This is a genomic window from Celeribacter neptunius (assembly GCF_900113955.1).
GTDB lineage: Bacteria > Pseudomonadota > Alphaproteobacteria > Rhodobacterales > Rhodobacteraceae > Celeribacter > Celeribacter neptunius.
This window is the reverse complement of the sequence record NZ_FORH01000001.1, coordinates 92,393-114,283: the sequence shown is the minus strand read 5'-3', so window position 1 is coordinate 114,283 and position 21,891 is coordinate 92,393. Positions and strand designations below refer to the sequence as shown.

Sequence of the window (21,891 nt, the reverse complement as noted above, 5' to 3'; positions counted from 1 at the left end):
CGGCTCATCCAAATCCAAACTCTGGCGCCTTTGCTAAAGGCATGTGACAGATCAATCAAGCATGTCTGGGCGGGAAAGGAGGCCGGTGCGACGATCTTTCTTGGTCGGACGACCTTTTCCCTCATACTTCGGCGCAGGAGGAACATAGTCCTCGCTGGCCTGTTTCTCCGCTTGTGACACGGGCGGGCTTAAATCCTCATAAAGCCCCTGCGCCTCGGGCGCCGGGCCGCGGCGCGTGCCACAGACGGAAATTTTGACCACACGTATGTCACGCGCTTGCGGAAAGGTGAGCACATCACCCGGCCCCACCGAGGTCGCGGCTTTCGCGACCTTGGCCGAGTTCACCCGCACATGGCCGCCGGTGACGACTTTCGCCGCCAGCCCGCGGGTTTTGAAAAAGCGGGCATACCACAGCCACTTGTCGAGACGGATGGTCTCCCGCTTTTCCACTTACTTCTTGTCCTTCAGCCCCATGAGCGCGGCGGCGAAGGGGTTGTCCGGATCGATCGGCTTTTCCTTGCGCGGCGGTTTGGCGGAGAAGGTCTTGGGCTGGTTGCCGCCCTGCCCCTTGCCGCCATCCCGGCCACCGTCACGACGCGGCTTGCCGCCTTTCTTGCCCTGCGGTTTGCCGCCGCCTTTCTTGCCCTGCGGACGATCCCCGCCCTCACGACGCGGGCCACGACCGGCATTCCGATTGCCGCCCCGGTTGCCCCCCCAGGTGAAGGTGTAGAACACCTCCATCTCGGTCTCGTTCAGACCGGCATCCGCGGCCTGACCCTCGGGAGTCTCGGTCTCGGCAAACTGCGCGGCTTCATCCTCGCTCGGCGCCGGCTCGGCGATCTCGGCAGACGGCGCTTCGCCCTCATCCGGGATCTCGGCGGCAACGCCGGAAAGATCGGCAGCGGCCTCGTCGGGGGTCTCGGACGGCGCAGCCTCCGCTTCGATCACCTGATCGACGGCTTTGACTTTGACGCGCTCGCCCTTCTCACCCTTGTAGCCCATGCCGCCCATCAGGTCGGCAAATTGCTCGAGCGTCATGCCGGTGATCGACAGCATGTCCGGGTTGGCCTCAAACCCACCACGGCTGTCCTGAGAGCGCAGCAGGTCGGCGAGACGTTCCAGCATGTCGATGCGGATCGCGCGCTGACCGGACAGGCGATAACCGGACATGGCGTAATAGCCTTCCGGCGCATCCACCATGGCCGGAATGGTCACCAGACCCGGCGGCGGGCTGTCGGGGAAGGTGTCGAACTTGGCGTTCAGCGCCCACAAGAGCAGACGCAGACGGGTCGGCGCCGGCTTCAACAGAAGCGGCATGAAAATCGTGTACTGACCGAAGCGCACGCCATGTTTGCGCAGCGCGCCACGGGCGTCCTGATCCAGTTCCTTGACCTCATGGGCCACTTGATCGCGCGGGATCACCCCGAGGTTCTCGACCAGACGGAAGGCAAAGCCCCGCGCCAGCCCGGTCAGGGTCTCGTCCCGCGACATGTTCAGCAGCGGTTCGAACAAGGTTGCGATCTTGCGGTCGATGAAATGCTGCAGACGGCGCTGGACCTTGTCCACCACATCCTGAGCGACGCCATCGTCGACAAAGGCCACGGCGCGCGGTTTCAGAGCGTCATCGCCCGCCACCAGCTTGCCCACGGCATGCTCACCCCACATCAGACCACCCTGTTCGGTGAAATCCATCTCGGTGTCCGGTGCGTTGTAGAACCGGTCTGCGCGCAGGCTGAATTCCGGCGCCAGAGCCGCCATCGCCGCCTGAGCCAGCGTCTTGGCCTCATCGGGAGTCGCGGATTTGTCCTGCTGAAAGCGGAACCCTTCAAGACGGCCGACGAATTCGCCCTCAACCGTCACTTCACCTTTGTCGTTCACAATGGCCACAAGGCCCTCCTTCTGCTTGAGCCGCCGAAGGAGCACGCTCGTCCGCCGGTCAACAAATCTCTGCGTCAGAGCACCATGCAGCGCATCCGACAGTCGGTCTTCTACAGCGCGGGTCGCGCCGCGCCAATGGCTTTCGTCATCGACCCAGTTTTCTCGCTGCGCAACATAAGTCCAAGTGCGGATATAGGCGAGTCTTTTAGACAGGGTATCGATATTGCCCTGGGTATGATCGATGCGCTTGATCTGCTGGGCCAGCCAATCGTCCGGCACCCGGCCATATTCATGCAGGAACTCGAAAATCCGTTCCAGAAGCGATGTATGTTCGCCGTGGCTGATTCCCCGAAAATCGGGAATGCGGCAGACATCCCACAACAGCCGGACATCCTTGGCGCCCCTGAGCCGAGGCCGCACGGATTTCAGATCCGAGAGCGTCTTCAGCGCCTGCAGATCGTCGGCCTCGCGCGCCTTGACCAGATTGGCATCCTTGGGCGCCATCTCGAGCGAGGCGATCAGCCGGTCAACAGAACCGAATTCGAGCCGGGAATTGCGCCAGTTGAGTTTCTTCAGCGGGGTGAAGCGATGCTCTTCAATGGCTTCGATCACCTCTTCCTCGAAAGGTTCCGCCTCGCCGGTCACACCAAATGTGCCATCGGTCTGATAGCGCCCTGCCCGGCCGGCGATCTGGGCCAGCTCATTGGGCGCAAGATAGCGCATCCGGCGGCCGTCGAATTTCACCGTCGAGGAAAAGGCAACGTGGGTGACGTCGAGATTGAGCCCCATGCCGATGGCATCGGTGGCGACGAGATAATCGACATCGCCGTTTTGATACATTTCGACCTGAGCGTTGCGGGTGCGCGGGCTGAGCGCACCCATGACCACCGCCGCACCACCTTTTTGGCGCCGCAAAAGCTCGGCGATGGCATAGACATCATCAACAGAAAACCCGACGATTGCCGCGCGTGGCGGCATACGGCTTATCTTTTTCGAACCTGCATAGGTCAGCCGCGAAAAGCGATCGCGCTGCATGAACTGCGCCTTGGGCACCAGCTGGGCGATCACGCCCCGCATCGAATCCGAGCCCATGAACAGGGTCTCATGGGTGCCGCGGGCATGGAGCAGCCGGTCGGTAAAGACATGGCCGCGCTCCGGATCCGCGCAGAGCTGAATTTCGTCGACCGCGAGAAAATCCGCGCCCATGCCGGTGGGCATGGCCTCGACGGTGCAGACCCAATATTGCGCGCGCGGCGGCACGATCCGCTCTTCGCCGGTCACCAGCGCCACCACCGACGGCCCGCGCGCGGCCACAATGCGGTCATAGACCTCGCGCGCCAGAAGCCGCAAAGGCAGGCCGATGACGCCGGTGCGATAGGCCAGCATCCGCTCGATCGCGTAATGGGTTTTGCCGGTATTGGTGGGGCCGAGCACCGCCGTGATCCGACCGGTCATGCCCGTCATCAGCTTCGCCTTCTTGGTCTTTTCGAGTCGCTTTGAGAGTTTTAGAGCGCCGTGCCCTCGAGCGCCAGTTGAAGACGCGCGATGCGGTCCGCGAGGCCTTCCATATTCGGATGGATCTCCTGAATTTTCAAAAGCACCTCGAGCGCGCGGGGCGCATCCCCCGTGTCCTCGAGAATCAGCGCCAGGCCCGAAAGCGCGCCGAAATGGCGCGGCTCACGGGTCAGCACCTGGCCGATATCCTTGAGCGCGGGCCCGTAGAGACCGGCCATGAAATAGGCGGTGGCGCGGGTGTTATAGGCTTCGGTAAACTCGGGCGCATGATCCACGAGCGCGGTGAGATGGCCGATCGCACCAGAGATATCGCCGGCCTCGAGCGCCATGCGACCGCGTTCCAACAACAGATCCATGGAATCCGAGCCTGAGCGCGCCATTTCCAGCGCGATCTCGCTTTCGATCCGCCCGGCATCGAAAGGATCAGCCCCGGACAATTGCCCGAACAGCTCATCAAGCCGCGCGTTCGACCCCGCAAAAGCGGTGGTTCCGGCAAAAATCAGCCCGAACGTAACGGCACATTTGAGAAACTGTCGCAATCCTTTCATAACACTCTGGATTGTAGCCAGATGGCCCCCATGTTCATAGTCACAAATGCGTGGCACCCGTTCGGAGCGTTTTCGGACAATATGGCGGCCAGACAACCGGAGAAAACACATGAGCGATATCATCACCAAAGCCGTCGAGGCCCTGTCCGAAAAAATCGAAGGTGGCTTTGCCGCCGGCGTGGCGAAATTCGTGATCGAAGGCGAAGGCGCCATCGTCGTCGATGGCGACGGCGTGCGTGCGGCCGATGATGAGGCCGATGTCACGCTCACCGCCGATCTCGAGACCTTCCAGGGCATGATCGAGGGCGAGATCAACCCGACCGCCGCCTTCATGCAGGGCAAGCTCTCGGTCGATGGCGACATGGGCATGGCGATGCAGCTGGGTTCAGCGCTGGCTTGATTCCCAACCAAGAGAGCCTAGGGTAAGTCGGAATTTAACCGATTTCATCGAAAGACTTTTCTTATGACCGAACGCGCCCCCTATTTCGCCGATATTGCCGATGGCCCCGACACGGGTGAAGCCTATTGGCTGACGACAACGGACGGGGTGCGCATTCGTGCGGGGCTCTGGCCGAAAGAGGGCGCCAAAGGCACGGTGTTCATCCTGCCCGGACGCACCGAATGCGTTGAAAAATACGGCCGTGGGGCGGCGGATTTCGCCGCCCGCGGCTTTGCCAGCCTCGCCATCGACTGGCGCGGACAGGGCATCGCGGATCGCTTGCTCAAAGACCGCCGGATCGGCCATGTCGAGGATTTCGCCGATTATCAGAAAGATCTGGACGCGGTGATTGCGCTGGCCGAGGCCAGGGCGATGCCGAAACCCTGGTTCATCATCGGTCACTCGATGGGCGGCGCCATCGGCATCCGCGCCCTGATCGAGGGCAAGCCGTTCCTCGCCGCGGGATTTTCCGCGCCGATGTGGGGCATCGGCCTCTCTCCCCTCCAAAAGCTGCTGGTGCGTTTCGTCTCGCCGGTGTTTCACGCGCTGGGACTGCAGAACACGCGGGCGCCCGGCACCAAAGCCGAAAGCTACATGATCTGGCACGGGTTCGAGGACAATCTTCTGACCTCTGATCGTGACATGTTCGATTACATGACCGATCAGGTGCTGGCCCAGCCCGACCTGTCGCTGGGCGGGCCATCGTCGCATTGGGTGACCGAGGCGATCGCGGAAAACGACTGGGCCCATGCCCATCCCCTGCCCGATGTGCCGGTGCTGTGTTTTCTCGGGCGCGACGAGAAAATCGTCAACACCAATGCCGTGCGCGATCTCGCCGCCCGCTGGCCGAGCTGCGAGCTGGTCGAGGTGGCGGGCGCAAGGCACGAGATCCCGATGGAAACACCGGCAACGCGGCGCATGTTCTACGACCGTCTCGCCGGGCTGTTCGCGGCGCAAATTCAATCACGATCCGCCTGAATCCGCCTGAGGCTTTGCATCCGCCGGGATAAGCCCCTATCTGTTCTTAACCGAAGGAATTTAGGAGAGATCAGATGCGGTTCAGCATGCCGGGCTTTGGCCCCAAACCGGTTTTCGACGCAGCCCCGGCGAGCGGTGGCGGAGAGTTCGGGGACCTGCCGGACTGGGACCTCACCGATCTCTACCCTGCCACCGATGCACCCGAGGTCAAACGCGATCTCGACTGGCTCGAAGAGGCCTGCAACAGCTTTGCCCATGACTACGAGGGCAAGCTCGCCGATCTCGATGGCGACGGCATGTATGAATGCATCCTGCGCAATGAGCGGATTTCCCAGGTCGCCGGGCGTCTCGGTTCCTTTGCCGGGCTTCTCTACTACCAGAACACGGTCGATGGCGAGCGGGCGAAATTCTATTCCGACATTCAGGACAAGATCACCAATTTCACAGCACCCCTGGTATTTTTCTCGCTCGAGGTGAACCGCATCCCGGAGGAGAAGATCGAACAGGTGCTCACCCACCCGGATCTTTCGCGCTACCGGCCGATCTTTGAACGCATGCGCAAGATGCGCCCCTATCAGCTCTCCGACGAGCTCGAGCGCTACGAACACGACATGTCGGTGGTCGGCGCCTCGGCCTGGAACAAACTGTTTGACGAGACCGTCGCGGACCTGAAATTCGAGGTGAATGGCGAAGAGCTCGGGATCGAGGCCGCGACCACCTTGATGACCGAACCGGACCGCGCGGTCCGCGAAGCCGCGGCCCGCGAGATCGGCAAGGTTCTGGGCGAGAACAAGAAGATTTTCGCCCGTGTGCACAACACCCTGGCGAAGATGGGCGAGATCGAGGACAAATGGCGCGGCATGCCGACGCCGCAGACCGGGCGCCACCTCTCGAATGACGTGGAACCCGAGGTGGTGCAGGCGCTCAGAGATGCCGTGGTCGCCGCCTATCCGAAGCTCTCGCACCGCTATTACGAGCTGAAACGCGGCTGGCTGGGCCTCGACAAGCTGCAGGTCTGGGACCGCAACGCGCCGCTGCCCCTGGAGGAAAAGCGCGTGATCGGCTGGGACGAAGCGAAAGAGACCGTGCTCGAGGCCTATGCGGGCTTTGACGAGCGCATGGCCGGGATCGCCGCGCCCTTCTTTGATTGCGGCTGGATCGACGCCGGCGTGAAACCGGGCAAGGCCCCGGGCGCCTTTGCCCATCCGACCGTCACCGACGCGCATCCATATGTCATGCTCAACTATCTGGGCAAACAGCGCGATGTGATGACACTGGCGCATGAGCTGGGCCACGGGGTGCATCAGGTGCTGGCCGCCGATCAGGGCGAGCTTCTCTCCTCCACGCCGCTGACGCTGGCTGAAACCGCGTCTGTCTTTGGCGAGATGCTGACCTTCCAGAAACTCCTGAAGGGAGCGTCGAGCCAGGCCGAGCGCAAGGTGCTTCTGGCCGGCAAGGTCGAGGACATGATCAACACCGTGGTGCGCCAGATCGCCTTTTACGACTTCGAATGCAAGTTGCACGAGGCGCGCAAAGGTGGCGAGCTGCCGCCCGAGGCGATCAACGAGATCTGGATGTCGGTACAGGGCGAGAGCCTCGGCCCGGCGTTCGAATTCATGCCGGAATACGAGACCTATTGGTCCTATATCCCGCATTTCGTGCATTCGCCCTTCTACGTCTATGCCTATGCCTTTGGCGACGGTCTGGTGAACGCGCTCTATGCGGCTTTCGAGGAAAGCCCCGAGGGCTTCCAGGAGAAATATTTCGACATGCTCAAGGCCGGCGGCTCCAAGCATCACACCGAGCTGTTGAAACCCTTCGGCCTGGACGCCTCCGATCCCAAGTTCTGGGACAAGGGGCTCAGCATGATCTCCGGCTTCATCGACGAGCTGGAAGCGATGGAGTGAGGCGCAGCCCTGCCCTGACAATCAACAAGGCCCCGCTGATCCGGCGGGGCTTTTGCTTTGCAGACATCTCCGGGCGCAGACCTGTCGCGGCCTGCCCCATCGCTCACTTCAACTGACTGTCTTTCGACCCGCGCCGGTTGATGCCACCGCGCGGTTTGTAACGGTGGTCGCGTTCGTTCTGGCAGTCGATGCAAAGCTTGACGCCGGGCACCGCCTTGCGCCGGGCTTCGGGGATTTCCTCGCCACATTCGGCGCATTCTACAAAGCTCTCCCCCACGGGGACCCGCCCCTGTTTCATCCGCGCCAGCTCGTCACTGATCGAGGCTTCGATCTGTTCGCTCACCGCGCCATCTTTTGCCCAGCCTCCGGCCATCGCGGTCGCCCCCTTAATCCAGCTCGGTCCAGGGCCAGGGTTTCACCTCGCTGTCGCCGGTGATGTAGCGAGTCGCCTTGGCATACCAGATGCCGACATCGGTGCCGGCATTGGCGACACGTTCATTGGGTTTCTTGCCATTCACGATCAGGATGATCGTTTGCAGGATCGCCAGAACGCCGATGATCGTCGAGGCGAGATTCATCATGATCCAGATGATGATCGAAAACAGGATCCGCCCGCCGATGTTCTCGGAAATTTCCTCGGGCGTCTTTTTCGTTTCGCCCCCAAGATCGGGCATCACGTGATCGAATTCATGCGGGTCGGCCATGGTCTGTCCTCTGTCTCTCTCAAGGCGCAGTCTAGCGCGTTTGTCACAGAGGGAAACCCTCCTCTCACACGCAGTGCGACGTAGGGTTTCGCTTTGCCCAAAATATCGCTGCCCCTAGGCTATCTGGGTAAACTGGGAGGATTTTCAATGATCAAATGGATTGGACGTGGCATCGGGCTTTTGCTCGTTCTGGGCGCGGTGGTGTTTTTCGGCATCCTGCCCGGCATTGTCGAAAAGGGACAGAACCCGGTGGTGGCGCATGCGCCCTACCCGGTGTCGGCAGAGGCACAGGCCTTGCACGACACATTGCGGATCGGCGATTGGCATGCCGACAGCCTGTTGTGGAATCGCAATCTCTTGCAGCGCGGCGATCGCGGCCAGGTCGATTTTCCGCGCCTGCGCGAGGGCAATGTCGCGGTGCAGGTGCTGACCACGGTGACCAAGAGCCCGGCCGGGCAGAATTACGAACAAAATTCGGCGGACGCGCGCGACAACATCACGCTTTTGGCCCTGGCCGAGCTCTGGCCGGTCAAAAGCTGGTTCAACCTCACCGAACGCGGGCTCTACATGGCCGACCGGCTCGAAGGCTACGAGACCAAGGCCCCGGATCAGGTGAAACGCGTGCTGGACAAAGACGATCTCGAGGCGGTGCTCGCGGCCCGCGCCGGCGGCAGCGATCTGACCGGCGTGATCCTCGGCTCGGAAGGTGGCCATGTGCTCGAGGGCGATCTGGACAATCTCGACCGGATCTATGACGCCGGGTTCCGGCTGATGGGACTCACGCATTTCTTCGACAATGCGCTCGGTGGCTCGCTGCATGGCGAGGGCAATGAGGGGCTGACCGAGTTTGGTCGTGCCGTGGTCCGGGAGATGATCGAGAAACAAATGGTGATCGATCTGGCCCATGCCTCGCCGAAAATGGCCCGCGACGTGCTGGAGATGACCGCCGAGAGCGGCGTGCCCGTGGTGGTGTCGCATTCCGGCATCCATTCCCATTGTCAGGTGAAACGCAATTTCGACGATGATCTGATGCGCGAGATCGCCGCCAGCGGCGGGGTGATCGGCATCGGCTATTGGGAGGACGTCACCTGTGACGCCACGCCCCGGGGCATTGCCAGGGCGATCAAGGCCGGGATTGACGCCATCGGCATCGAATCGATCTCGCTCGGATCGGATTTTGACGGCTCGGTGGAGACACAGTTCGACGCCTCCGAACTGGCTGCCCTCACCCAGGCATTGATGGATGAGGGGCTGTCAGAGGCGCAGATCCGCGCCGTCATGGGCGAGAACATGTTGCGGGTTCTCGGGCAGATCCTGCCGCAATAGGCCCGCAACAGGTCGGACTACGGCTCCAACCCGAGCCGAACCAGCCGTCTGAGCGCCTCTGCGGCGCTCAGATCGGGGTCAAAGGCCCCATGGTCCAGAAAGCCGAGGGTCTGCAGGATCACCTGCGGGTTCTGCATCATGAATGTATGGGTCACCGGCAGGGTGAGATGCGCCTGCATCCCCGCCACTTTCGTACTCTCGATCGAGACCTTGCCATCGTCCTCCCCCGGCACAACGGCCGACAGGAGCGGGTTCAGAGACCGGGTTCCGGCAATGACACCGGCCTCGAAGGGCACTGGCGGCAACGCCTCGGGCAATCCAGCGGTGCCAAGCTGCAAGCCGGCCGGACCATTGGCCGCGGCAAACCCGGCATATGCCCCAAAGACATCGACGATTTCCGAGCCATGGTTGGGCGGACCGAGCATCACCACCCTGCCCCAGTCGAGATCGGGGTGATCCGCGGCGAAACTGCGCAACAGAATCGCCCCCATCGAATGGGTCACCACATCGGGTGCCGGATCGGCCGCACAGCCCGCCCGCGCAGCACGCAGCGCCGGATCGGCCAGAAGCGCCACCGGGGCATCGCGGGACGGGTAGGCCTGATTGATCACCCGATACCCGACCGCGCCGAGTGCACGCGCCATCACCAGCATCGAAGCGTCGGTACGGGCCAGCCCGTGCAACAGGATGACGCAACGCGCGTCCTCCGGTTCAACCGGCGTGGCCAATCTCTCCGTGGCCGCTCTCTCCGCCGCCGCGGGCTGGCTCATGGTCAACAGGACAAAGATATAAGAAAACAGGATAAGGAACCGCGTCATCCGCTTGATATGGAGGTCATGAGGCCTCGCGGCAAGACATCCGCATGGCCTTGCTCTCATCGGACCGTCTCACATCGAGAGCCCGACATTTACGCGCCAGCCCCGTGGCAGAGCTATCTGTGGGATTACACCTGCCCAAAAAACATGGGCGCCCGATCAGGGCGCCCTTACCTCTTACCTCCCAGAAGGACTTGCCTCCATAGTCCCCTCCGCGATGGGTGTCGGCCCTTTGAGCGAGGGGGCACATGCTCCTCCGTCTCGCTTCATCCGGGGTCTCATCAGCCTCAATCGGCGGCACCCATGCGGCGGTTCCTTTCACCTCTGCCTCGACCCTGTGTCCAAACATCCCTCCACGGATCCGGATCACCTAAGTCAGAGGCCGCGATGAATCGGCGGTTCCTCCTCGTTGTTCTGGCCGGAGCGCTGTGACATTCTCATGTCGACCTCCCTTCCTTGCCTTTCCAACACCTAAAGCCTAGCCCGAGTCGCAGGGCCCAACCTTGATCCGTGTCAAATGCGGGTCCTGTCAGCCCCGGCTTTTCGCGAACACCTGATCGATGAACGCCTGCGTGCCCCTGGCATCCTCGAGCGTCCACGGATAGGCCACGCCCCGGCGCACGGAGGCCACGAAATTCTCCACCTGACAGACATATTGGCGCACGGTCGGAAAGGCCTCGCACCGCATCACGCCATCGGCATCGGTGATCTCGAGCGCCGCCATGCCCGCGACACCGGCGTTGAACGGCACAGCCACCTTGATCACGCCCTTGCGGCCATGGAACCGCGCCTCCTGAAACGGCGCCATGCGCATCGAGACATAGCCATGGTAATCGAAAGAGGGAAAGCGCGCCGAGACTTCGGCCGTGACATCAACGCCATTCTCATAGGTGATATCCGCATGGGTCACCTCGCGCGGCTCCTCACCGCTGGCATAGCGCACGCAGCCCAGGGCATAGACGCCGATATCTCCCATGGCCCCGCCGGCGGTCTCCGGCCGGTTGCGGATATTGTCGGCATCGGCGGAATTGTCGAAGGAAAACCCGACCTCGACCCGGCACAGCTCGCCAATGGCACCGGATGCCAGAAGCGCCTTCACCCGCTGCCATTGCGGATGATGCACGATCATATAGGCCTCGGCGCAGACCAGCCCGGTTTCGTCGCGCTTGGCGATGAGCGCGTCAATTTCCCCCGCTGTCGCGGCCAGCGGCTTTTCACAAAGCACATGTTTGCCGGCCTCGAGCGCCCTCAGGCTCCAGTGTACATGGAGGTGGTTGGGCAGCGGGATATAGACCGCATCGATGGCATTCGAGGCGAGCATCGCCTGATAGTCGAGAAACACCTCGAGATCCGGGGCAAAGGCCTGAAACGGCGCCGCCTTTTCCAGCGAGGATGTCGCCAGAGCGGCCAGCACCGCCCCCTCGGCCTCATGAATGGCCCGTGCCATATGTTCGAGCGCGAAATGCGATGCGCCCAGCACGCCAATGCGCAGCGGGCCGGCATCTGTCCCGGTTTGCGGGTCTGTGGGGGATTGTGTCATGTGTACCTCCTCTTCCTCGTCCCCAACATGGCGCAGTCGCGGGGAAAGGCAAAGAGGCAGGATGAAAAGCCCGGCGCAATCACCCGCGACCCTGTCCTTTGGGGCTTTTAACGGGGGCGCCAAACGGCAACGGGGCGCCTCGGTGGCGCCCCGTCAGAAAACCATATGAACCCGGAGGTCAGACTGCCGGTCGTTCACCGTCCGGCCTGCGGCTTCGCGCGACACGGCACCGGGGTCATTCCCCGGCGGTTTCGAGGATGCCCTGCTCTTTCGCGAGCTCCTGCATGCGCTTTTGCAGTTTCTCGAAAGCCCGCACTTCGATCTGACGAATGCGTTCGCGCGAGACCTCGTATTTGCCCGACAATTCCTCGAGCGTCACCGGCTGATCTTTCAGACGACGCTCCATCAGAATGTCCTTTTCGCGCTCGTTGAGCACATCCATGGCGCTGGCGAGAAGCGCGCGGCGCGTGTCCATCTCGTCCTTGGCCTCATAATCGGCGGCCTGGTTGGCGCTTTCATCCTCGAGCCAGTCCTGCCATTGCGCAGCGCCCTCTTCGTCGCTGCCGACCGTGGCATTCAAGGAGGCATCGCCGCCCGACATGCGCCGGTTCATCGAGATCACCTCATCCTCGGTCACCCCAAGATCCGTGGCGATGCGTTTGACATTTTCCGGGCGCAGGTCGCCCTCTTCAAACGCGCCGATCCGGGCTTTCGCCTTGCGCAGGTTAAAGAACAGCTTCTTCTGCGCCGAAGTCGTACCGAGTTTCACGAGCGACCAGGACCGCAGGATATATTCCTGGATCGAGGCGCGAATCCACCACATGGCATAGGTCGCGAGACGAAAGCCCTTTTCCGGGTCAAACCGTTTCACCGCCTGCATCAGGCCGACATTGGCTTCAGAGATCACCTCGGCCTGCGGCAACCCGTAGCCGCGATAGCCCATGGCGATCTTGGCGGCCAGCCGCAGATGCGAGGTCACCATCTTATGGGCGGCGCGGCTGTCCTCGTGATCGACCCAGCGCTTGGCCAGCATATATTCTTCCTCGGGTTCCAGCATCGGGAACTTGCGGATTTCCTGAAGATAACGATTGAGCCCCTGTTCCGGACTGGGGGCCGGCAAATTTGCGTAATTACTCATCTTTCACGTCTCTCCCGCGTCTAGGCGCCAATGTAATAAGGCTTAACATCCATCTGGGGATGGCTGAAAGCCTTTTCAAGGCCCGTCGCGCATTTCATGCTCTTCAAGGTCTGAACGAATGGTGCGGCTTTCTCCGGCGCTCTGCCAGAATATTTCACCGCTCTCACGCCAATGTGGCGAAGGTTACAGAGCTGCCGCCTCCGTTACGACGTTATATTTTGCACCAATGCATCAAACAACACCCGTATGCGTGCAGAGGTGCGCAACTCATGGTGCGCGACCGCCCAGAGCGCGTGCGAAAGCGGCGGATAGGAACCGACACGGACCAAATCCCCGTCCCGCGCCGCCACGCGATCAGGCAGGATACCAACGCCAAGCCCCGCGCGCACCAGATCCATCACCACCAGATGCGAGTTCGACAGGGTCAGGAACCGCTCCGGCGCCACATCGAGCCCGAGTGCGGCGAGCGCCTGACGCAACCGTGGCCCGGTGTCATAGCCGATGAACGCGGCATTCGAAAGATCCGGGGCGAGCCCTTCGGCATAGTCTTTCTCGGCATAGAGATGCACCTCTTCCTCGCAGAGCTTGCGGGCAATGAGATCCGGCTGGGTCGGGCGAAAGCTGCGGATCGCCACATCCGCCTCGCGCCGGCGCAGATCGGACGGGTCGTTGGTGACGACCAGTTCGACCTGCAATTGCGGCGCGGTCTCCCGCAGGGCCTTGAGCACCGGCGGCATGTAATTGGCCGCGACCAGTTCGGAGACCGAGACCGACACCAGCCCGTCGAGAGCCTGGGCCTGACCGGAGGCGGTGAGCGTCACTTCCAATGCCGCCTCGCCCATGCGCCGCATATGTTCCAACAGCGCCAGCCCGGTGGGCGTGAGGCTGAGCCCGCGCGGGCCGCGATCGAACAGGGTGACGCCCAGCTCCTCTTCGAACCCCGTGACCTGCCGTCCGAGCGTCGGCTGGCTCATCTTGAGCGCCCGCGCCGCGGCAGAGAGCGAGCCCTCCTCGGCGGTGACCAGAAAGGCCCGCGCCCGGTTCCAGTCGAAAGCGATGGCCGACCAGTCGCGCCCGGTTCGTGTGGTGTGCTCGGAGCTATCCATGCATTTATGTATATCTGATAGAGAGAATTAGGCAATTTATATCACAGTTCAGCATGGGTATCAGGCGACAGATACCAGTGAAGGAGTTTCCCCATGCAGGCCTCCCTGCCTCTGCCCCCCCGACATACCACCCGTGAAGACCGTTCCGGGCATTCCCAGCCGAACGCCAAACTCACCCTGAGCTTCGAAGAGGACCTGCGCCTGCGATGGGCCGGTGTGGCCTATCTCGGGATCATCCTTGCCGGCATCAACTCCGACATGATGTTCCGTCCGATGGCGCTCTCGGCCAGCGACACCTCGGCACAGGCGCTGGCGCTCCGGGTCAGCCTGATCCTCGACAGCCTGATGCTGATGGCCGATGTCATCCTGGCGCTTCTGCTGTTTTCCGTGTTCCGCGCGGTCAATAGCGGGCTCGCGGGCGCCGCCATGGTGTTCCGCCTGATTCAGGCGGTGGTGATCGGCGCCTCGCTGATGCTGCAACTCGTGGCGTTGCAATTGCCGGACATGGTCGCCCCGCTTCTGGCGGCACAGGGCGATGGTTACGATCTCGGTCTCTTGTTCTTTGCCGTGAACACCGGACTGATGGCCCATCTTCTGTGCCATTCGGGCCGCGCACCGAAAGCCCTGCCGATGTTGTTGATGGCTTCCGCTGCCGTCTATCTCACCGGCTCCCTCGCGACGCTTCTCGCCCCCGGCCTCGCCGAGGCGATCCAACCGGCCTACGCGATCCCGCTTCTGGCCGAGCTGTGGTTCTGCCTCTGGCTGTTGTTCGGTCACAGGTCCCAAAGCGCCTGAGCGCATCGCCATATCGGCTCGGGACCTGTCCCCCCATCCCCCTAGAGCTGATCGATGAGGCGTCGCATGTCTTCGGGCAGCGGCGCCTCGAACCGCATCTCCTCCCGGCTCACCGGATGGATGAACCCCAAGACGGCGGCATGCAGCGCCTGACGGGGAAAGGCATCGACCGCGGCGCGCGCCGCATCCGAGAGCGCCTTGTGATTAAGCTTGCGGCGCCCGCCATAGGTCTGATCGCCGACCAGCCCGTGGCCGGCATGGGCCATATGCACGCGGATCTGATGGGTGCGCCCGGTCTCGAGCCAGCATTCGACCAGGGCGAGCTGCGGCGGCGTGCCATAGAGCTCGACCACCCGCGCCCGGGTCACCGCATGGCGCCCTTCGGAAAAGGATACCGCCTGTTTCTGACGATCAGTCTTGTGACGACCCAAAAGCGTAGTGATACGCAGAATATTGGAGCCTTCGAAGCCGACGCCCTTCACACCCCTGAGACGCGGGTCCATCGGGTCCGGCGCGCCATAGACCAGCGCGTAATATTTGCGCTCGACCGTGTGTTTCTCGAATTGCTTGGCCAGCCCCTGATGCGCCTTGTCGGATTTGGCGACCACCAGCAGGCCGGAGGTATCCTTGTCGATCCGATGGACGATACCGGGGCGTTTCTCGCCTCCGATGCCCGAGAGGCTGTCGCCACAATGATGCATCAGAGCGTTCACCAGCGTGCCCGAAGGCGAGCCGGGCGCCGGGTGCACCACCATGCCGACGGGTTTGTTGATGACGATCAGATCCTCATCCTCATAGATCACCTCGAGCGGGATATCCTCGGCCACAAGCGCGATCTCGGCGGCTTCCTCGACCGTGATCTCGACCCGGTCGCCCTCCGCGACCTTGGCCTTCTGATCGGTCACCACCGCATCGTTGATCTTTACCGCGCCCTCGGCCAGCAGTTTCGTCAATCGCGAGCGCGACAGGGTGGCTTCTTCTGGCACATCGCGGGCAATCGCCTTATCAAGGCGTTTAGGCGGGTTCTCCGCGATCACGAATGCGACTTTGGTGACAGGTTTGGAAGCCATGAACGATCCGATTGAGATTGATCCGAAAGACGCGGCCCGGCTGACGCTCTTGCGCCGGCTGGTGACCACGTTGCTGGTGGTGATGATTGGCGGGTTTCTAGTGCTCATTGGCCTGCTTGTCACGCGCTTCCCGGATCTGAAGGGGGAAAGCGCGGCGATCAGCTTCGATCTGCCGGAAAATCTCGCCCTGCCCGAAGGGCTCGCGCCCGAGGCCTTCACGCGCGGTTCTGACTGGGTCGCCATCGTCGCACGGGACGCGGCGGGCGGAAGTGATGAGGAAATCCTGATTTTCGATGCGGCCACCGGGGCCCTGCGACAGCGGATCGGGATCGACTGATCTTCGATCGGCTATTCGAAACCGGCCAGTCGACCCCGGCCAGTCGACCCCGGCCAGTCAAACCCGGCCAATGAAGGCCGGCCAGTAGAGACCGACCAGTCGACCAACGGGGAAAGCCGCCCCCCCCCCTACGGGCTTCCCACCCTGCGCGTGTAATAAAAAAGCGGCTCTCGCGCCCGAGAGCCGCTTCTTGTGTCCGCGGGCCGAAACCGGTCAACTCCTCCCACCGGCCTCAACCATGCGAACGGGTCAGGATGGGAAATACCACGACGCCTGCGCCATCACCGGAACAGCGTCACGGTTCTCGTCCAGGACTTCACGGTAAGCGAGCTGTCGCGCGTCCGAATCCGCTTTCAATGTCCGGGCCGCGAATACGACAAAGAGCAATGGCGCCATGGCAAATGCGCCGTAGGTAAAACCTACGAAATAAAGATGCATATAGTCCTCCCTTTTTGAAAGGATAGCATCGATTCCCATTTGGCGCTACATTTTGTCGCACCCCTTTGTTCGTCGCTGACCGCTCAGGGTGCCGATCCAGGTTTGGCCCCGGGGGCGAGACAATCCGTCCGGAAATGGAAGGACGGCTTTGCGGACGGAGGGGACGTTTACAGTCTTGGCACAAGCCGCACCTCGATGACGCGGGCGGTGGCGAGCCTGAGCTATGAGCCTCTTGATTTACCCCAGCCAAATCCGAAAAAGTTCAACACATTGTGCTGTCCTGACAAAATCGCCGCCGCGCGGGACGCGTCAGCGATGTGCGGCGGCCTGCGGCCTTGATTCCGCACGAGGTGCTAAGTTCTGAACGTCCGACATGGGCTCATTCCGGCCCAGTCTCACCCACCGATCACAAAGCGCTCTTCCGTCCCGGTCCCCGCCGCATGCCGCACCGTCGCGGCCTTTGTCGCGAAATCCACGGAGAGCACGGCGCGGGCCTCGCCATTCTCCCAGACCAGCTCCAGCACCGACGAGGACAGCACGTTGAGCGTGAACTCGCCCTCGAAAGCCGGGTGGGTATTGCGGAAGCGGATCAGATCGCAAAGCTCCGCAACCATCGGCGTGGCCAGCGCCGCCTCGACCTCACCCGCACCATAATAATGCCGGTTGATGTCGCGACCGACATCGGTCCGCCGCAACAGCTCCATGTCATTGGTGCCGCCCAGAAGTCCGACGTAATAGACCTGCGGGATGCCGGGGACAAAGAATTGCACGGCGCGGGCGATGAGATACGCCGCCTCGTTCTGGCCGAGCACATCGAAATAGGTGGAATTGACCTGATAGAGGTCCATGTTCGACGCCTTGGCCCCGGTGGCCTCGCGGCTGGTGCCACCGCTCTTTTCGTGCATGGTCTCAACCAGGTTGTCGATCTGCGACGGGGTTAAAAGCCCCGGCCGGCCATCGGTTGCCGCGCCCGCATCAATCACCCCGATCCCGTCATGGGTGTCGAGAACGGTGATCGCATTGCGTGGACTGATCTCGAGCCAATTTGCCAGCGGCGCGGCATCGCCGGTGTAAAGCGCATGCAGGACGAGCGGCGGCAGCGCGAAATCATAGACCCGGTCGACGCGTTTCGCGATGTCGATCTGGTCCTGATAATAGCTGTGAATCTCGACCAGAACGTCCATGTCGCGCGCCTTGGCTTTTTGCGCCAGCTCGCCCAGGAATTCATAGGTCTCGGGGATCATGAAACAGCTCGTTCCGGGCTTCTTGATCGCATAGCCCGCCGCATCGAGGCGGATGGAGGAGACCCCACCCGCCTTGAACGCATCGAAAATGCGGTCGAGGTAGGCCGCCCCCTGGGTACTTTTCACATCGATATCGATCTGCATCTCCGTGAAAGAGGTCCAGACCAGATGCTGGGTGCCATCGCCAAACCGCATCTTGGTGAAGGGAAAGCCCGGGCGCGGGCGATAGATCGCCATCAGATCCGCCTCTGTCGCGCCCTCCGGAAAGACCTTGCCATAGGTCAGAAACATCTCGGCAAATTCGGACGCGGCGCCTTTTTCGAGAAAATCCTGAAACGGGGCGGATTGCGCCGAGATGTGGTTGACGATCATGTCCGCCATCACATCCGTGCCTGTCGAGAGAGTTTTCACATCCGCCCAATCGCCGAGGCGGCGATCCACCGTAGTGTGATCGATGGCGTCAAAGCCGGCATCCGCCCCGTCGATCGGGGGGAAGAAGGGCAGCGCATGCACCGTACCGAAGAGCCCCTGCATCGGACCTTCGAGCATCGCCTTCAACGCGTTGAAACCGCCGCCGGTGAGCCGGTCGACATAGGTGATGAGCTGAACCTTGTTTTTCATGGGATGTCACTCCGAACGGGATTGAACATGGGAGGAAACGACCGGCCGGGCACGCCGGTATGCGCAGCATCAAGCCAGTGGGAAGAGGATCATGCCACCGGCATCTTGCCTCCCGGTCTACCGGGCACCAGAACCTGCCGCAAGTGCCCGCAGGAGACCGCAAGCCACACAAACGACATACGGTAGAGGCAACAGCGATGTGGGGAAGGGTGGTACCACCTCCCCGGCTCGAACGGGGGACCTCCTGATCCACAATCAGGCGCTCTAACCAACTGAGCTAAGGCGGCACTGACGGGGGATTTACTGTCCCCGGCCGCTGAATGCAAGAGGCAGTTTGCGCAAAAATCGCCTCAGGGCAAAAGGTTTTTTTGCCAAATCTGATCGACCACCTTGGCGCCAAAGGCCTCTGCCGGCTGCGAGGAGACGAGCGAGAACCCGGCGCGCGCATACATGGCGCAGGCGGCAACATGGCTTTCATGGGTCCAGAGCACCATCTCATGACAGCCCGAAGCGCGGGCATGCTCGAGCGCCATGTCGAGAAGCCTCTTGCCGAGCCCCCGGCCCCGCGCCTGTGGTTCCAGCAGCACCAGCCGGAGCCGGGCGACACCGGGGCTCTCCTCGACCACGAAGGTACTGCCCAGACGCTGACCATGGGAATCGACGGCAATAAAGGCCCGATCCAGCGCCTTGGTAGATCTGGCGAACTCCGCGAGGATCTGCGCAACCACGGCTTCGAACTCCTGATTGTAGCCCTCGTCCCTTGCATAGAGCCTGGCATGGGCTTCGAGGACCCAGCCGAGATCGCCACTCTCCGGCCCGCGTATCGTGATCTCGCCGGCGGGGGGAGCGAACAGGCTCTGCACCTCGGTGAGCGCCGCACAAATCCGGTCCCGTCCCGCCTCGGTCACCGGCGACAAAAGCTGTTCCATCATGGCTTTCGAGGCGGCCTCCAGAGGCGCGAAAGCCGCCCGGCCGGCTTGGGTCGGCCAGAGCCGTTTGCGCCGCGCGTCCTGCGGGTCCTGTTGGCGCCGCACCCAGCCCCTGGCCTCGAACCCCGCGATGATGCGGCTCAAATAACCCTCATCCGTGCCGATCCGGCTGGCGATGTCGCGCGCGCTGGTGCCGTCCTCGCCGGCAAGGGCGATTTCCTGCAACACCCGCACCTGTGTGAGGCTCAGCCCGGAACCGAGATAGGACCGGTCAAGAAGGCCGAGTTTGACCGTGTAGTCGCGGTTGAAAGCGCGCAGGTGAGAAACGTGATCCATGAGGACACGCTGGCGCATATACTTGACTCAGTCAACCATATTGACACCCCCTTGCCTCACCATCGCCAAAGCCTTAAACGCTTTGCAGCCATAAAGGAGCCGGACCCCATGGGCATCAACTCGGAAAAAGACATCGAAGCCAATCTGCAGATCGGCCCCACCTCGCTCGGCATGGTGCGCATGTTCATCGAGGCCACGGGTGGCATCGAGATTCCGATGGATTTCGAACCGGAAGAGGCCGAGGAAATCGCCGAGGAACTGCGCGCCGCCGCCGCTCAGGCCCGCAAGATCAAGTAAGCGCCAAGCGCCCTACCCCTCTCCCCCGAACATTGCCGCCACACCCGGATCGCGGCCCCCCTGCAACCGCAGCGCTGCGGTGCGGGCGAATTTCAGCGTCAGGGCCTTGCGCCGCGCCGCCGGCAGTTTATCCTCCGCAGGCATACGAATGATCTCGGCCTGATAGCCATCGGCGAGGATCAGCCCGGCCTCCTCAGGCAGGATCTCCACCGGAAATTCCGTATCCACGGCAAAGAAATAACGATCGCACCAATCCAAATAGCCCTGCCATTTCTGATCGGTCCTGAAATCGGCACGCGAGGATTTGCATTCGACCACCCAGATCTCGCCCTTGGACCCCAGCGCCATGACATCGACACGCAGACCCCGGGTCGGCACGAATTCCTCGACACAGGCGAAATCATGCGTCCGCAGGTGGCGCGACACGCCCCGGGCGAGGATCTGACCGGGCTGGGCGGAGCTGTAAAACGGATCAATGGACTCGGGCATGCAGAGAAAGTGATCGAGAGCGCGCAGGATTTCAATGCCTGCCCCCTTGCCCTCCTGCCGCGCAAACCCTATCTCCGAGCGAGGCGGGATCTGCTCGTTACGTACACATGGGCGCAAGTCTCCGGAGGCCTTACGCAACCGAATGGGGGCTGGCTCTGTCCGGGCCGTGGTCCGATTACCTGGCACCCACCTGATATATCAGGCATCGGGAGCATCGCGCTGCTACGGATGCTGTGGTCCCCCGCCGCCTTTCTTTGAAAAGACAAACGCGCCTCCGATACGGGGCGCGTTTGTCTTTTCAGCATCTGCATCTCAGCAATCTGATCTCAGCGGCGTTCGGCAACTTTCACCGGAATGGGCTCAAGCGCGGTCATCGGGATCTCGTCACGCTTGCCGCCCTGATCCTCGTCATCCGCCCCGGCCATGCGCATGATGGTGATGGCGAATTGCACACCGGAAAACACGATGCCATTGGCGAACCAGAGGATGATCACGGCGATGATCCCGGCCTCATTATGGGTCACCAGATGCCAGAGATTGGCAACGTTGAAATACATGAGCGCGCCCACGAAAGCCGCAGCGATGGCAAAGCCGATCAGCACCTGGGTAATATAGAGTTTGACGAGCTTGGGCATCGAATCCGACATGTCAGCGCTCCTGCATCCGAAACATATTCAAAAACTGTAGCAGAATCTGAGAGATTTTCTAGGTCCATAGCGTCGCATCCAGCCGGTGCCGAGCGCGCGGAACCCGTCACGCAAAACGCCCCGACAAAGCGGGGCGTTGATAAAAGTCACACTGTGCAAACTGTGCGCGCTCGCCTGAAACGGCCTCCGGGCCTGCTTCACAGGTTCGAATTGCTCGCTCGCCCTCTGGCCTCAAAAGGCCTCCGGGCGCGCTTCACAAATCCAATAGGCTCGCTCGCCCTCTGGCCTCAAAAGGCCTCCGGGCGCGCTTCGCGGGCCATATGATCGAGCACCGCGTTGACGAATTTCGGCTCACGCCCGTCGGGGAAGAAGGCTTTCGCCACATCGACGAATTCGACAATCACCACTTTCGGCGGCGTGCGCCCCGAGAGCAGCTCGGCACCGGCAGCCCGGAACAGCGCCCGCAGCGTCGAGTCGATCCGCGCGATCGGCCATTTCGCCACCAGCGCCCGGTCGGTCATCTGGTCGATCCTGGCCTGATCGTTCACCGCGATCTCGGTGATCTCGTGAAACAGATCGCTGTCGCCGTCGATGAACAGCCCCTCTTCCTCGGTCTCGAGACCAAAGAAGTGATCGTAGAACTGGCGGCGGACCTTATCCACCGTCATGTCCGAGGCCTCCATCTGAAACAAGGCCTGCACGGCATAGAGCCGGGCGGCGGATTTCATCTCGCGCTTCGACGGCGGTTTCAGATGTTCGTTCTCGGTGGACTCGTTGGCGGTCATGTGTTCGGC

Annotated in this window: 23 protein-coding genes and 1 tRNA gene; 7 read left to right on the top strand and 17 right to left on the bottom strand. The window is 62.1% G+C overall.

Translation table 11 applies throughout. The features are described 5' to 3' along the window. Positions 1-51: 51 nt before the first annotated feature. Genes BM151_RS00585 through BM151_RS00575 form a run of 3 tightly spaced genes read right to left on the bottom strand, consistent with a single transcriptional unit; the run spans position 52 to position 3,941 of the window. Positions 52-450 (bottom strand): RNA-binding S4 domain-containing protein, encoded by a 399-nt coding sequence (locus tag BM151_RS00585; RefSeq protein WP_245781057.1) that lies wholly within the window; start codon positions 448-450, stop codon positions 52-54. Further along, complete coding sequence (locus BM151_RS00580) at positions 451-3,342, bottom strand: helicase-related protein (RefSeq protein WP_090055607.1); 2,892 nt, start codon at positions 3,340-3,342, stop codon at positions 451-453. It abuts the gene before it with no gap. A 41-nt stretch (positions 3,343-3,383) separates the two neighbouring features. Continuing rightward, positions 3,384-3,941 carry a tetratricopeptide repeat protein gene (locus BM151_RS00575; protein WP_090055604.1) on the bottom strand — a complete coding sequence of 186 codons (558 nt, stop codon included), beginning with the start codon at positions 3,939-3,941 and terminating at the stop codon, positions 3,384-3,386. Positions 3,942-4,050: 109 nt separating this feature from the next. Between BM151_RS00575 and BM151_RS00570 the strand changes: the two genes are divergently transcribed. The 3 genes from BM151_RS00570 (at position 4,051) to BM151_RS00560 (ending at position 7,265) form a co-directional block, all read left to right on the top strand. Continuing rightward, on the top strand, positions 4,051-4,341 hold the full coding sequence (locus BM151_RS00570; protein ID WP_090055598.1) for an SCP2 sterol-binding domain-containing protein: 291 nt from the start codon (positions 4,051-4,053) through the stop codon (positions 4,339-4,341). A gap of 63 nt (positions 4,342-4,404) precedes the next feature. After that, complete coding sequence (locus BM151_RS00565; RefSeq protein ID WP_090055595.1) at positions 4,405-5,358, top strand: alpha/beta hydrolase; 954 nt, start codon at positions 4,405-4,407, stop codon at positions 5,356-5,358. 74 nt (positions 5,359-5,432) lie between these two features. Further along, a complete protein-coding gene (locus BM151_RS00560; RefSeq protein WP_090055592.1) occupies positions 5,433-7,265 on the top strand; it encodes a M3 family oligoendopeptidase in 1,833 nt (610 codons plus the stop codon). Between the two features lie 103 nt (positions 7,266-7,368). Here the strand turns inward: BM151_RS00560 and BM151_RS00555 are convergent, their stop codons facing one another. After that, complete coding sequence (locus BM151_RS00555) at positions 7,369-7,638, bottom strand: DksA/TraR family C4-type zinc finger protein (RefSeq protein WP_090055590.1); 270 nt, start codon at positions 7,636-7,638, stop codon at positions 7,369-7,371. Between the two features lie 13 nt (positions 7,639-7,651). Then, positions 7,652-7,969: a DUF4389 domain-containing protein gene (locus tag BM151_RS00550; protein WP_090055586.1), complete on the bottom strand. Its 318-nt coding sequence runs from the start codon at positions 7,967-7,969 to the stop codon at positions 7,652-7,654. A gap of 147 nt (positions 7,970-8,116) precedes the next feature. Between BM151_RS00550 and BM151_RS00545 the strand changes: the two genes are divergently transcribed. Further along, complete coding sequence (locus BM151_RS00545; protein ID WP_090055583.1) at positions 8,117-9,295, top strand: dipeptidase; 1,179 nt, start codon at positions 8,117-8,119, stop codon at positions 9,293-9,295. Positions 9,296-9,312: 17 nt separating this feature from the next. On the opposite strand, the gene BM151_RS00540 is transcribed toward BM151_RS00545, so the two are convergent. From BM151_RS00540 to BM151_RS00525, 4 genes are all read right to left on the bottom strand, one after another. Beyond that, complete coding sequence (locus tag BM151_RS00540) at positions 9,313-10,113, bottom strand: esterase/lipase family protein (protein WP_177212980.1); 801 nt, start codon at positions 10,111-10,113, stop codon at positions 9,313-9,315. A 526-nt stretch (positions 10,114-10,639) separates the two neighbouring features. Then, positions 10,640-11,650 carry a Gfo/Idh/MocA family protein gene (locus BM151_RS00535; RefSeq protein WP_090055580.1) on the bottom strand — a complete coding sequence of 337 codons (1,011 nt, stop codon included), beginning with the start codon at positions 11,648-11,650 and terminating at the stop codon, positions 10,640-10,642. A 235-nt stretch (positions 11,651-11,885) separates the two neighbouring features. After that, entirely contained in the window at positions 11,886-12,788 is a 903-nt protein-coding gene (gene rpoH, locus BM151_RS00530) for an RNA polymerase sigma factor RpoH (protein ID WP_090055577.1), read from the bottom strand. A 203-nt stretch (positions 12,789-12,991) separates the two neighbouring features. Next, the gene (locus BM151_RS00525) at positions 12,992-13,894 is read right to left on the bottom strand and encodes a LysR family transcriptional regulator (RefSeq protein WP_090055574.1); all 903 of its coding nucleotides are present in this window, start codon (positions 13,892-13,894) and stop codon (positions 12,992-12,994) included. Between the two features lie 93 nt (positions 13,895-13,987). Here BM151_RS00525 and BM151_RS00520 point away from each other — a divergent pair, with 93 nt between their 5' ends. Next, positions 13,988-14,689, top strand: coding sequence for a DUF4386 domain-containing protein (locus BM151_RS00520; RefSeq protein WP_090055571.1), 702 nt, complete (start codon positions 13,988-13,990; stop codon positions 14,687-14,689). A 41-nt stretch (positions 14,690-14,730) separates the two neighbouring features. Here the strand turns inward: BM151_RS00520 and BM151_RS00515 are convergent, their stop codons facing one another. After that, the gene (locus tag BM151_RS00515) at positions 14,731-15,759 is read right to left on the bottom strand and encodes an RluA family pseudouridine synthase (protein WP_090055568.1); all 1,029 of its coding nucleotides are present in this window, start codon (positions 15,757-15,759) and stop codon (positions 14,731-14,733) included. On the opposite strand from BM151_RS00515, the gene BM151_RS00510 reads away from it, so the two are divergent. Next, positions 15,758-16,096, top strand: coding sequence for a DUF6476 family protein (locus BM151_RS00510; protein WP_090055565.1), 339 nt, complete (start codon positions 15,758-15,760; stop codon positions 16,094-16,096). The genes BM151_RS00515 and BM151_RS00510 overlap by 2 nt on opposite strands. A 249-nt stretch (positions 16,097-16,345) precedes the next feature. Here BM151_RS00510 and BM151_RS00505 read toward each other — a convergent pair whose 3' ends face one another. The 4 genes from BM151_RS00505 to BM151_RS00490 form a co-directional block, all read right to left on the bottom strand. Further along, the gene (locus tag BM151_RS00505) at positions 16,346-16,534 is read right to left on the bottom strand and encodes a hypothetical protein (protein WP_143093007.1); all 189 of its coding nucleotides are present in this window, start codon (positions 16,532-16,534) and stop codon (positions 16,346-16,348) included. 395 nt (positions 16,535-16,929) lie between these two features. Next, positions 16,930-18,399 (bottom strand): sucrose phosphorylase, encoded by a 1,470-nt coding sequence (gtfA, locus tag BM151_RS00500; RefSeq protein WP_090055560.1) that lies wholly within the window; start codon positions 18,397-18,399, stop codon positions 16,930-16,932. Between the two features lie 210 nt (positions 18,400-18,609). Further along, positions 18,610-18,686, bottom strand: a tRNA-His gene (locus BM151_RS00495). 63 nt (positions 18,687-18,749) lie between these two features. Beyond that, positions 18,750-19,682 carry a bifunctional helix-turn-helix transcriptional regulator/GNAT family N-acetyltransferase gene (locus BM151_RS00490; RefSeq protein WP_090055557.1) on the bottom strand — a complete coding sequence of 311 codons (933 nt, stop codon included), beginning with the start codon at positions 19,680-19,682 and terminating at the stop codon, positions 18,750-18,752. Between the two features lie 90 nt (positions 19,683-19,772). Here BM151_RS00490 and BM151_RS00485 point away from each other — a divergent pair, with 90 nt between their 5' ends. Next, positions 19,773-19,961 carry a DUF6324 family protein gene (locus BM151_RS00485; protein WP_090055554.1) on the top strand — a complete coding sequence of 63 codons (189 nt, stop codon included), beginning with the start codon at positions 19,773-19,775 and terminating at the stop codon, positions 19,959-19,961. 12 nt (positions 19,962-19,973) lie between these two features. Here BM151_RS00485 and BM151_RS00480 read toward each other — a convergent pair whose 3' ends face one another. The 3 genes from BM151_RS00480 to nusB all read right to left on the bottom strand — a co-directional run bounded on the left by BM151_RS00480 (position 19,974) and on the right by nusB (position 21,882). Beyond that, positions 19,974-20,450, bottom strand: coding sequence for an MmcB family DNA repair protein (locus BM151_RS00480; RefSeq protein ID WP_090055551.1), 477 nt, complete (start codon positions 20,448-20,450; stop codon positions 19,974-19,976). A 326-nt stretch (positions 20,451-20,776) separates the two neighbouring features. Then, complete coding sequence (locus BM151_RS00475) at positions 20,777-21,085, bottom strand: hypothetical protein (RefSeq protein ID WP_090059018.1); 309 nt, start codon at positions 21,083-21,085, stop codon at positions 20,777-20,779. A gap of 299 nt (positions 21,086-21,384) precedes the next feature. Continuing rightward, positions 21,385-21,882, bottom strand: coding sequence for a transcription antitermination factor NusB (nusB, locus tag BM151_RS00470; RefSeq protein ID WP_090055548.1), 498 nt, complete (start codon positions 21,880-21,882; stop codon positions 21,385-21,387). Positions 21,883-21,891: the final 9 nt, after the last annotated feature.

What these genes read in the sequence shown, in the direction of transcription:
- BM151_RS00580 (WP_090055607.1), bottom strand. Translation starts at nt 3,342, where the DNA reads ATGACGGGCATGACCGGTCGGATCACGGCGGTGCTCGGCCCCACCAAT.
- BM151_RS00575 (WP_090055604.1), bottom strand. Translation starts at nt 3,941, where the DNA reads ATGAAAGGATTGCGACAGTTTCTCAAATGTGCCGTTACGTTCGGGCTG.
- BM151_RS00570 (WP_090055598.1), top strand. Translation starts at nt 4,051, where the DNA reads ATGAGCGATATCATCACCAAAGCCGTCGAGGCCCTGTCCGAAAAAATC.
- BM151_RS00565 (WP_090055595.1), top strand. Translation starts at nt 4,405, where the DNA reads ATGACCGAACGCGCCCCCTATTTCGCCGATATTGCCGATGGCCCCGAC.
- BM151_RS00560 (WP_090055592.1), top strand. Translation starts at nt 5,433, where the DNA reads ATGCGGTTCAGCATGCCGGGCTTTGGCCCCAAACCGGTTTTCGACGCA.
- BM151_RS00555 (WP_090055590.1), bottom strand. Translation starts at nt 7,638, where the DNA reads ATGGCCGGAGGCTGGGCAAAAGATGGCGCGGTGAGCGAACAGATCGAA.
- BM151_RS00550 (WP_090055586.1), bottom strand. Translation starts at nt 7,969, where the DNA reads ATGGCCGACCCGCATGAATTCGATCACGTGATGCCCGATCTTGGGGGC.
- BM151_RS00545 (WP_090055583.1), top strand. Translation starts at nt 8,117, where the DNA reads ATGATCAAATGGATTGGACGTGGCATCGGGCTTTTGCTCGTTCTGGGC.
- BM151_RS00540 (WP_177212980.1), bottom strand. Translation starts at nt 10,113, where the DNA reads ATGACGCGGTTCCTTATCCTGTTTTCTTATATCTTTGTCCTGTTGACC.
- BM151_RS00535 (WP_090055580.1), bottom strand. Translation starts at nt 11,650, where the DNA reads ATGACACAATCCCCCACAGACCCGCAAACCGGGACAGATGCCGGCCCG.
- rpoH (WP_090055577.1), bottom strand. Translation starts at nt 12,788, where the DNA reads ATGAGTAATTACGCAAATTTGCCGGCCCCCAGTCCGGAACAGGGGCTC.
- BM151_RS00525 (WP_090055574.1), bottom strand. Translation starts at nt 13,894, where the DNA reads ATGGATAGCTCCGAGCACACCACACGAACCGGGCGCGACTGGTCGGCC.
- BM151_RS00520 (WP_090055571.1), top strand. Translation starts at nt 13,988, where the DNA reads ATGCAGGCCTCCCTGCCTCTGCCCCCCCGACATACCACCCGTGAAGAC.
- BM151_RS00510 (WP_090055565.1), top strand. Translation starts at nt 15,758, where the DNA reads ATGAACGATCCGATTGAGATTGATCCGAAAGACGCGGCCCGGCTGACG.
- BM151_RS00515 (WP_090055568.1), bottom strand. Translation starts at nt 15,759, where the DNA reads ATGGCTTCCAAACCTGTCACCAAAGTCGCATTCGTGATCGCGGAGAAC.
- BM151_RS00505 (WP_143093007.1), bottom strand. Translation starts at nt 16,534, where the DNA reads ATGCATCTTTATTTCGTAGGTTTTACCTACGGCGCATTTGCCATGGCG.
- gtfA (WP_090055560.1), bottom strand. Translation starts at nt 18,399, where the DNA reads ATGAAAAACAAGGTTCAGCTCATCACCTATGTCGACCGGCTCACCGGC.
- BM151_RS00490 (WP_090055557.1), bottom strand. Translation starts at nt 19,682, where the DNA reads ATGCGCCAGCGTGTCCTCATGGATCACGTTTCTCACCTGCGCGCTTTC.
- BM151_RS00485 (WP_090055554.1), top strand. Translation starts at nt 19,773, where the DNA reads ATGGGCATCAACTCGGAAAAAGACATCGAAGCCAATCTGCAGATCGGC.
- BM151_RS00480 (WP_090055551.1), bottom strand. Translation starts at nt 20,450, where the DNA reads ATGCCCGAGTCCATTGATCCGTTTTACAGCTCCGCCCAGCCCGGTCAG.
- BM151_RS00475 (WP_090059018.1), bottom strand. Translation starts at nt 21,085, where the DNA reads ATGCCCAAGCTCGTCAAACTCTATATTACCCAGGTGCTGATCGGCTTT.
- nusB (WP_090055548.1), bottom strand. Translation starts at nt 21,882, where the DNA reads ATGACCGCCAACGAGTCCACCGAGAACGAACATCTGAAACCGCCGTCG.